A 9,236-nucleotide genomic window follows, 5' to 3' on the forward strand; every position below is an offset into this window, starting at 1 on the left:
GGTCGGTGCCGAGTCCGCAGGTCAGCGCTCCCCGCTGCCGGGAGGGCTGATGACGATCTGCCTGCGGCCATGGTGTTCCTGCTCCCAGGCCATCGTGTGGGGGGTCTCCACCGACGCGAGGACGCGTTCCAGCGTCTCGTCCGGGAGGAAGCCTTCAGGGAACGACTCCAGCACGGCTCGGACCGTCTCCCGTGCTGGCGCGGACCCGCGGGCCGGGGATACGACACCGTTCAGGTAGCCCACCACCGTGTGACGGAGCCGGTCCATGTCCATGTCACCCCTGTCGCCGGGCCACCGGGCGTCTTCGGCGGCCTGGCGCAGCACCAGCAGTTCCAGCGGGCCGAGTGACTGCCTGATGAGCAGCCTGCGGTAGCCGGCCATGCGGGCGCTCGGGTCCAAGCCCGGCGGCTCCAGGCGCAACCGCAGGATTTCATGCATTTCGAGCCAGGCCGTCGGCTCTCCCGTGTCCACGAACCAGCCCCCCAGATCCCGTGAGATCCGGTGCAGGTAGGGGAGGGTACCCAGGACCGTACGTGCGTTGGTGCCGTTGACGCGCATGGAGATGGAGCGCAGCATCCGAGATGTGGTCGAGGCGAACGGAACGGTCACCTGGTAGGGGTCGAGTACGTCCGGGATCACGTCCACGTCCGTGTAGAGCTCGAAGCCGACGCACTCGCCCACATTCACCGGTTCACCCGGGTCACGGACGATGACCGTGTTCCACCGGTCCCCGTCCCAGCCGTTCAGGTGCTTCACCCGTACCGAGTGGAGGAAGGCGAACCATTCCGAGCTCTGCAACGTGCGCCACAGGTTCGCCGCGTTGCGCCATTCCGCCAGCGGGTTGCGCACCTCGGGGAACAGTTCGCGCAGGTCGGTCGGCTCCTCGCGCACCAGGGTCAGCAGGACGATGAGGTTCGCCGTGTAGTTCGCCTGGCGGACGGTGACCGGTAGGCGCGCGGGGGCGTAGTCGCCGTGGGACCGGTCGGCCGGCGGGAACGGGGCCTCCTGGAACAGGTCGACGAGCAGTCGAGCGCAGTCCGATCGTGCTTGCGTGTCCGGGGGGAACCTCTTCTCCAGCTCCTCGGTGAGGAAGTCCGTGATCTTCTCCCGGCCGGGCAGGCAGGCGAACGACAGCAGAGCGTACAGTTCCCCGTCGTCGGCTCCCTGCGCGAACCCGCGTCGGCGCCGGGCGAGCGACCGGGCCTCGGCGAGGTAGTCCAGCGCAGCGACCACGGCGCGGGCCACCAGGTACTCCCCGAAGGTGGCGTGCAGGAACTCGAACACGCTCACCCCTCCGTCACCGGTCCGTGCCCGCGCCTCGTGCACGAAGAAGAACCTGCCCAGCACCTGGTGGGCCGGGTCGATCCGGCCGTGCAGACCGGGGTCGGCCGTGTACCGGACGCCTTCCGGCATCAGTACTCCCAGGTCCCGGTTCAGTTCCTCGGCGGTCACGTGCTGCCTGCGCCGGGCGAACATGGCCAGCGCCGTCACCTCCAGGCGGCGCAGCTCCCTCTCGACCGCCCGCTCGAAACCCTCACGGTCGAGCGCGGACCCGTTCTTTCTCACCTCGCGTTCGGCGAACGCGGTGAGCAGCCGTTCGTACAGCTCCCCGTGGGTGAGGTGCCCGCCGGTGCGGCGCAGCGCCCCGTCCTCGGCGTCGTAGATGAGCAGCATCATCAGCAGCAGCGGTTGTTCCGCCAGCTCCCGGTAGGGGGCGACGTCTTCGGGCAGGACCGGGGAGGCGGTGCCGCCGAGTGGGGGACCGGCGCTGTTCCAGACGCCGAGCAGGCGCTCGATACGGGCGTCGTCGAAGGGTTCGAGCTTGACCATGGTCGTTCCGATGGGGAACCGTGCGCGGTCGGCGACGACGGTCCGGGTCGTGACGATGACGGCCACGGGCTTTCCCAGGGTTTCCTGGCGTAGCTGGAATTCGTGGACGCGCTCCAGGTAGTCGGAGCGGTCCACCCCTGTGGCCTGGAGGAGTTCGTCGAAGCCGTCCAGGATGATCACGGGAACCGTGCCGTCCGCCGAGTCCGCCAGATCCCGCCAGGAAACTCGGATATTGAGGGTCTGGGCCAGGCCCTCCTCGATCTGCGCGTGGATCGGGGCATTGGACGGGACGGAACGCAGCTCCACACGGATCGGCAGGAAGTCCGAGGGGGAGAGCCGGGCGGCGAGGACTTCCGTGAATTTCGACTTGCCCGCTCCCGGGTGCCCCAGGAGGACGGTCGGGAGCGACGTGGCACGCGGATGAACGAGGTGGGCGGCCATGAATTCCTCGACCCGGTCCGTGACGGGGATGTCCTGCCACCATGACTCGGCCGCGGGGGCGGAGACATTGGTGGCGTGTGAGACCCGCGCGAGCGGTGACAGGTAAGCCTTCTCCAGCGAAGGGACGACCAGGCCCCCGAACGCGGTGTCGGAGGGCAGGACCGGCTGCCGCAGGACCGACCGGTACATCGTGGAGAGTTCCGCGCACCGACGCGCCACGGGACGGTCGGAGGCGATCTTCTCCAGAAGGCGGCCCAGCCTGCTCAGCCCGGTGTCCACGCGGTTCCGGGTCCGGGAGTGCTCCTCTTCCTGCAACCAGAGCCCGAACTCGGGGACTTCCGTGGCGAGGACCCTTCTGTTCTCCAGGTACCTCAGTCCCGGTGCTGTGCGCAGCAGCGCATTCAGCGCGGCCAGCCGGGGGTGGTGCGTGTCGGTGATGCCGTGTTCCTCGGACACGGCCAACCCGGTGACCATGGACAGGAAGGCGAGGCGCAGCGGTTTGAACCGCGCGGGCTGGAGCCGCCGAGGCCCGGGAGCGGTGCCCTCCGCCTGCCAGGGGCCTGGACCGGAGAGCAGCCCGGCGGGGGAGGTGTCCAGGGCTGCACGCCCCAGGGCGAGCTGTTCTTCCGCGGTGATCTCCAGATCCTGGAAAGGGAACGGCATCTCTGCCTCGCGCCACGCCTCCTCCACCGACTCGAAGAAGGAGACGACGGTCAGGATCCGCTCGGCCGCTAGGATCTTCTCCGTCCGGGACACCCTGCTCTCGCCCCTGAGCTTGCCCCGCATCCCCTCCAGAGCCTTGCGGCCCCTGCCCACCACCATGCCCCTGATGCCGAAGAGGTCCGGCACCCCCAGCGCTCCCAAGCCCCCGTCGGCCAGCTTCTCGGCCATGTCCAGGACCTCGGAGTCGTTCTTTCCCAGGATCTTCAGAGCATCCGCGTAGGACAGCTGCTTGGCCACGTTCGGGGGACCTTTCCGTCGTCGGGGGCGGAACACGGGTCGGACCCGGCACCGGGGGTCGGTGCCGAGTCCGCAGGTCAACAGGGGTATGGGTGCTGGGGGACGTATGTTCGGGGGTGAGCGCTAGGCCAGGCTCCAGTCCACCGGCTCCGCGCCCTGCTCCTTCAACATCTCGTTCGTCCGGCTGAACGGCTTGGAGCCGAAGAACCCGTTCCGCGCCGACATCGGGCTCGGGTGCGCCGACTCCACGCACGGAACGCCCGGCATCAGCGGCCGCAGGTCGCGCGCCTGGCGCCCCCACAGGATCGCCACCAGCGGCCCGCCCCGCTCCGCCAGCGCGCGGATGGCCTGGTCGGTGATGGCCTCCCAGCCCTTGCCCTTGTGGGAGGCGGGCGAACCGGGCTGCACCGTCAGGACCCGGTTGAGCAGCAGCACGCCCTGCTTCGTCCACGGGGTGAGGTCGCCCGTGTTCGGGATCGGCAGCCCCAGGTCCTCCTGCATCTCCTTGTAGATGTTCTTCAGGCTCGCGGGCGGCCGCACACCGGGGGCGACGGAGAAGCTCAGCCCCACCGGGTTGCCGGGCGTGGGGTAGGGGTCCTGGCCCACGATGAGCACGCGCACGTCGTCGAACGGCTGCTGGAACGCGCGCAGGACGTGTTCGCCGGCCGGCAGGTAGGTGCGCCCCTCGGCGACCTCCTGGCGGAGGAAATCACCCATCGCGGTGATCTGCGGTGCGACCGGTTCCAGGGCCTTCGCCCACCCGGCTTCCATGATTTCGTTGAGGTCCTTGGTGCCCATGGCCAGAACATTAGCGTTCGGCGGCGACATCCACGGCCGTTCAGGGCGATCGACCCCCGAACGGACACCCCGAGCGGGCGCCCGGGCGGACGATCAACCGAGCGCCTGCAGGTCGGCACTCGCCTCCCGGAGGTAGTCGTGGACCGCCCGTTCGGGCACCCGATAGGAACGGCCGACCCTGATGGCGGACAGCACACCGGAATGCACCATGCGGTACACCGTCATCTTCGAAACCCGTATGATCGTGGCCACCTCGGCGACGGTCAGGAGCCGTACCTCCTCCAGAGGAGGTGCGGAACCCCGAAGCGGTCGTGCGGGCCGATCGCGCAGTGTCGGCACCGGCGCCGGGACCCGGTCGTCCAGGTCCCTGATCTGAGCGGCGAACGACTCGACCCAGGACCGGATCTCCGCGTCCGTCGTCGCCCCGTCCTCGGTGAGTGCCTCCATCACGGCCTCGGCGTCGAGAGGGCGCTGGAGAGTGAGCACCTCGACGCCGACCGGCCGCCCCCCCGGGGAGTGGTCGATGAGGAAACCCCCGTGATCGATGGTCTTCGCCACCGGGCTGTCATCGAGGGTCAGATATCCGGCATCGGCTTCCTGGTCGATGGTGATGTTCCGGTCCGTGTCCCCTGCCATGCAAGTCAATCTACCTCCACCACACTCTTGATCACAGGGTTGTCCGTACCCAGGGTCGTGTCCTTGACCGCGATGTAGATCTTGCGTCCGTCCGTGGTCCGCCCGTACAGCTTGTAGGAACGGTTCTCTGGGTCGTAAACCTCGTCCATCGGACGCTGGAGAACGGTCCGGACGTCCTCCTCGGTGATACGCCTCCGCCGCATCCTTGCGCGCAGGTGATCCGTGAAACGCGGCGGCATCAGCTCCAGCCCTCCACCGTCACCTTGAGCGTCCGGTATGCCTGTGACGCTCCGACCCTCACGGTGACCTGCCAGATACCGACCTCATCGATGACCACTTGTAGAGTCCGGGCCCAGGGACGATTCCGGTGGTGAGCCGAGCCGGTGAGCGCATCGCTCAGACTCAACGCCGCGCTCCCCGAAGGGCGCAGGACTTCCAGCCTGAGGTGATCGTCCTCGTTCTCTCCGGCAAGGGAGGCGGCAGGTATGAGCGCGGCACCCAGCTCGACCGTCGTCGGCAGATGCTCAACGGTGAGAGTTCGCAGGGCGGGATCCCTGATCGAGAGGACGTCCCCGTCCAAGCCGACTTCGGCTCCGAGAAGCAGCACGAGATCCGGCGGCGACACGGAATTATCGCGTTCCATGCGATCTGACGATAGAGATGAAGGACACCGGTCAGGGGTGGAACGGCGCAATTCGTCGATGAGAGCCCGTGATCGCGGGCATGGACGTGCGAGGGCTCAGGACCCGGAACCGGCCCGTTTGGCCAGACCGTGCCAGCGGCGCAGGTGGGCGGCCACGCGCACGGTCTCCGCGGCCTCCTCCCCGTACAGCCGCACGTGCCGGGCCACCAGCCTCCGGTACCGGCGGGCCGCCTCCGCCGGGTCGCCCGCGTGCCCCAGGTAGGCGGCCTGGTAGTGGTGGGCCCGCAGCGTCGTCGGGTGGTCCTCGCCCAGCACCCGCTCCAGTTCGGGGATCAGCCCCCCGAGGACCTCCACCGCCTTCCCCGGCTCGCCCGCCTCCCCGGTCTCGAACGCCAGGTACAGCCGGGTGGTGAGCACCCGCTCGGTGTCGGGGCCGTACACCGCGGCCAGGTCCGGCAGCAGTTCGGCGTGCACCCGGGCCGCCCGGGCGTGGTCGCCCGCCCGGCCCGCGTTGGTCGCCAGGTAGTAGCGCACCGTCAGCGTCTCCGGGTGGCGGGGGCCGTACACCCGCAGCATGTCCGGCAGCAGGGCCTCCATCGACTCCGCCGCCCGCGCGTGCGCGCCGCCCTTGCCCGTCAGGTACGCCTCCCGGCGGCGGGCCCGCAGCGTCTCGGGGTCGTCGGGTCCGAACGCGGAGCGCAGCCGGGGCAGCAGCGGGCGCAGCCGCTCCGCCGCCTCCGCGTACCGGCCCTCGCCCGCCGCCTCCTGGGCCCGCTCCACCAGCGACCGCAGCGCGGAACGGTCCTCGGCCCGCCCGGGGGGCCGGGCGGCGGGCGCCCGGGGCGCCGCCGCCTTCGTGTAGGGGAGGGTCTCGGGGGCCGGCAGCGATCCGGTGTCGGGACCGGCCGCCGGACGCGAGGGGCGGGGCACGGAGAAGGGCGCCAGCCGCTCGCGCACCTCCTCGGCGGAGGCGGGGCGGTCCTCGGCCTGCTTGGCGAGCAGGGCGTCCACCAGCTCCGCCAGCGGCCCGGGCAGCTCGGGGCGCAGGGACGCCACCGGCCGCGGCTTCCCGCGCAGGTGGCCGCGGAGCACCGCCAGCGGGTCGTCGCCGGAGAACGGGGGCTGGCCGGTGAGCATCTGGTACAGGATCGCGCCCAGCGAGTACAGGTCGCCCGCCTGGCCCACCCGCTCCCCCCGCACCTGTTCGGGGGCCATGTACAGAGGGGTGCCCAGCACCCGGCCGGTCTGGGTGAGGCGGCGGCTCTGCTCCGACGCGGTGAGCGCCGCGATGCCGAAGTCCAGGACCTTCAGGGTGCCGCCGTACAGTTCGGCCCGCTCGCCGATCACCATCAGGTTGCCGGGCTTGACGTCGCGGTGCACGATCCCGGCGGCGTGCGCCGCACCCAGCCCGGAGGCGGCCTGGGACATCAGGTCGGCGGCGTATTCGACCGACAGGGGAGAGGAGTCGCGCAGCACGTCCGCGAGCGGCCGCCCGGCGACCAGTTCCATGACCGTGTACACCGAGCCGTCGGACTCCCGGCCGAAATCGTGCAGGATGACGATGTTCGGGTGGCCGGCCAGGCGCGCGGTCACCCGCGCCTCACGGCGGAACCGGGCGGCCGCCTCGTCGGACCCGCCCCGTTCGGCGCGCACCAGCTTGACCGCGACCGGACGGTCCAGGAGCTCGTCGACGCCCCGCCACACCTCGCCCATGCCGCCCCGGCCCAGGCGGGAGAGCAGACGGTAGCGGCCGCCCAGTACCCGTTCGTCGGCCATTCCCGTTCCTCACCGTCCCGAGCCCGTCCGCCGCACCCGCGGCCGTTCACGGCCGAAGGGCCGTACAGGGCGTAAGGGTACAGTTGTCCGCGTTAATGTGGTCCCCTGTGCCCGCAGGCCGAACCCCCGCCGAGGGCGATACCGCAGCCCCCACGTGGAATCGAGTACCACAGCCGTGAGCCTGAGTCTCTACGTCGGTCCGGACGCTCAGCCGGACAAGTACCGTCTGGTCCGCTCCGTCGGGCGCGGCGGTGAGGCGACCCTCTACCTCGCGGAGGTGACCCTGGCAGGGCAGACGGAACCGGTCGTGGTCAAGGCGCTGAACGCCGACATCGCCGCCGACTCCGCGCAGTTCGCCGAGCTGAGCACCCGCTGGGCCGAACAGGCGGAGCTGCTGCGCTTCATCAACCGGCTCGGCGTCGTGGGGGTCCGCGAGCACTTCGAAGGCGCGCCGGAGCACCCGCGGGACGGGGCGGGGGAGCAGACGGACCGCTGCCTGTACCTGGTGATGAACCACATCGACGGGCTGGACCTGCGCGACTGGCGCGCCGAGCACGCCCGGGAGGGGGCGCGCGGGCAGCGGGAGGTGCTGCGCTACCTGGAGCAGATCGCCCAGGTGCTGGACATGCTGCACGCGGGGCGCGCCACGCCGTCCAAGCGGCCGGTGGTGCACGGCGACCTGTCGCCGGGCAACATCATGATCGACGCCGACGGGCAGGCGACGCTGGTGGACTTCGGGCTGAGCCGGATCGCGGCCCGGCACATGACGGCCCGGCCGTGGTTCACGCCGGGGTACGCGGCGCCGGAGATCTTCAGCGGGGAGTACAGCCCGGCCACCGACCGCTACGCGTTCGGCGCGGTCGCGTTCTACGCCCTGACGGGCGAGGATCCGCCGACCGCCCCGGAGCAGCTGCGCGAGCGCTTCGCGGCGCTGCCGCTGCTCGCCGACGCCGAGGAGCGCACCCGCGCCCTGGTGGCGGCGATGTTCTCGGCCGAGCCGGCCGACCGGCCCGAGGCCTCCGCCTGGGTGGGCGCGCTGCGCACCCTGGCCACTTCCGTGCCCTGGACGGGGCCGGGCAGCGATCCGGCGGGCGACCCGGGCACCTCCGCCGTGTTCGCCGCCTCGCTCTTCAGTGCCGCCCTCCCCGAGCCCGCCGCCCCCGCACAGGACGAGGACACCTCTTCCACCGCCGTACTCGACCCCTCCGTCCTCCCCCGGGGCCTCGCCGTCGCCGGACCCCCGCCCTCCGGCCTCCCCGCCGCCCCGCGACCCTCGGGCGCCCCCGCCGACGCTCCGGCATCGGCCGTTTCCGGTGCCTCGGGTGGCGCGCCCGCCTCGTCCGCTTCGGGTGGCACGTCCGCCTCGGGTGGCGCGCAGGCTCCGGCCGCCCCGGCCGCCTCGTCCGCTTCGGGTGGTACGCCCGCCCCGGGTGGCGCGCAGGCCCCGGACGCCTTCGCCGTCCCCGCCGACGCTCCGGCACCGGCTGTTTCCGGTGCCCCGCCCGGACCGTCCGCCCCGTCTGCCTCGGGTGGCGCGCAGGCCTCGGACGCCTTCGCCGTCCCCGCCGACGCTCCGGCATCGGCCGTTTCCGGTGCCCCGCCCGGACCGTCCGCCCCGTCTGCCTCGGGTGGCACGCCCGGACCGTCCGCCCCGTCTGCCTCGGGTGGCCCGCCCGCCCCGCCCGCCTCGTCCGCTTCGGGTGGCGCACAGGCCCCGGCCGGAGAGCAGAGCCCGACGGCGTCGGGCGACACCGCGGGTGACGCGCAGAGCACGGACGCGACGGTTGTCCTCCCGCCGTCCCCCGGCACCGCCGCACCCGCCCCGGGCACCCCGCCCGGCACGCGGACCTCGGTCGCCCGCCCCGGCGCCCCGCGGGTTCCGGGCGGCCCTGCCGGTGCTCCGGCACCGTCCGACCCCAGCGGTCCGCCGGCCTCATCCGCTGCTTCTGCTCCTGGCGTGCCGCAGGGCGCGGCCACCTCGGGTGGCGCCCAGGGCCCCGGCGCCGCACGGGGCCCGGGCGGGTCCGCCGCCTCCGGCTGGCAGGGGACGGGTGCGACCGCGGCGCCGTCTCCGACCCCGGCGTTCGGCACGCCCGCGGCGTCCTCGGACACGGAGTCGACCATCGTCCTGCCCGAGAACGAGCCGAGGGCC

General features: G+C 72.0%; 7 protein-coding genes and 1 pseudogene. 1 reads left to right on the forward strand and 7 read right to left on the reverse strand.

Features of this window, described 5'->3' with window-relative positions:
- Positions 1–21 precede the first annotated feature (21 nt).
- The 7 genes and pseudogenes from QJS33_RS23990 to QJS33_RS24020 form a co-directional block, all read right to left on the reverse strand.
- On the reverse strand, positions 22–3,231 hold the full coding sequence (locus QJS33_RS23990) for an NACHT domain-containing NTPase (protein ID WP_306370326.1): 3,210 nt from the start codon (positions 3,229–3,231) through the stop codon (positions 22–24).
- Between the two features lie 123 nt (positions 3,232–3,354).
- Positions 3,355–4,029, reverse strand: a complete 675-nt coding sequence (locus QJS33_RS23995; RefSeq protein WP_306370327.1) for a uracil-DNA glycosylase — start codon at positions 4,027–4,029, stop codon at positions 3,355–3,357.
- A 93-nt stretch (positions 4,030–4,122) separates the two neighbouring features.
- Positions 4,123–4,359 carry a helix-turn-helix domain-containing protein gene (locus QJS33_RS24000; RefSeq protein WP_306370332.1) on the reverse strand — a complete coding sequence of 79 codons (237 nt, stop codon included), beginning with the start codon at positions 4,357–4,359 and terminating at the stop codon, positions 4,123–4,125.
- A 162-nt stretch (positions 4,360–4,521) separates the two neighbouring features.
- A pseudogene (locus tag QJS33_RS24005) lies at positions 4,522–4,665 on the reverse strand (hypothetical protein); the annotation flags it as partial.
- A 5-nt stretch (positions 4,666–4,670) separates the two neighbouring features.
- The gene (locus QJS33_RS24010) at positions 4,671–4,904 is read right to left on the reverse strand and encodes a DUF4258 domain-containing protein (protein ID WP_306370328.1); all 234 of its coding nucleotides are present in this window, start codon (positions 4,902–4,904) and stop codon (positions 4,671–4,673) included.
- A complete protein-coding gene (locus QJS33_RS24015; RefSeq protein WP_306370329.1) occupies positions 4,904–5,308 on the reverse strand; it encodes a hypothetical protein in 405 nt (134 codons plus the stop codon). Before QJS33_RS24015 ends, QJS33_RS24010 begins: the two co-directional genes overlap by 1 nt.
- A gap of 96 nt (positions 5,309–5,404) precedes the next feature.
- Positions 5,405–7,084 (reverse strand): serine/threonine-protein kinase, encoded by a 1,680-nt coding sequence (locus QJS33_RS24020; RefSeq protein ID WP_306370330.1) that lies wholly within the window; start codon positions 7,082–7,084, stop codon positions 5,405–5,407.
- 175 nt (positions 7,085–7,259) lie between these two features.
- On the opposite strand from QJS33_RS24020, the gene QJS33_RS24025 reads away from it, so the two are divergent.
- The coding region (locus tag QJS33_RS24025; protein ID WP_306370331.1) for a serine/threonine-protein kinase at positions 7,260–9,236 on the forward strand (1,977 nt) is incomplete at its 3' end.

Origin of the sequence: Nocardiopsis sp. CC223A, from assembly GCF_030766825.1 — a bacterium.
Taxonomy (GTDB): Bacteria; Actinomycetota; Actinomycetes; order Streptosporangiales; family Streptosporangiaceae; genus Nocardiopsis.

Excerpts from the sequence above, each read along its gene's own strand:
- QJS33_RS24020 (WP_306370330.1), bottom strand. The coding sequence starts at position 7,084 with ATGGCCGACGAACGGGTACTGGGCGGCCGCTACCGTCTGCTCTCCCGC.
- QJS33_RS23995 (WP_306370327.1), bottom strand. The coding sequence starts at position 4,029 with ATGGGCACCAAGGACCTCAACGAAATCATGGAAGCCGGGTGGGCGAAG.
- QJS33_RS24015 (WP_306370329.1), bottom strand. The coding sequence starts at position 5,308 with ATGGAACGCGATAATTCCGTGTCGCCGCCGGATCTCGTGCTGCTTCTC.
- QJS33_RS24010 (WP_306370328.1), bottom strand. The coding sequence starts at position 4,904 with ATGCCGCCGCGTTTCACGGATCACCTGCGCGCAAGGATGCGGCGGAGG.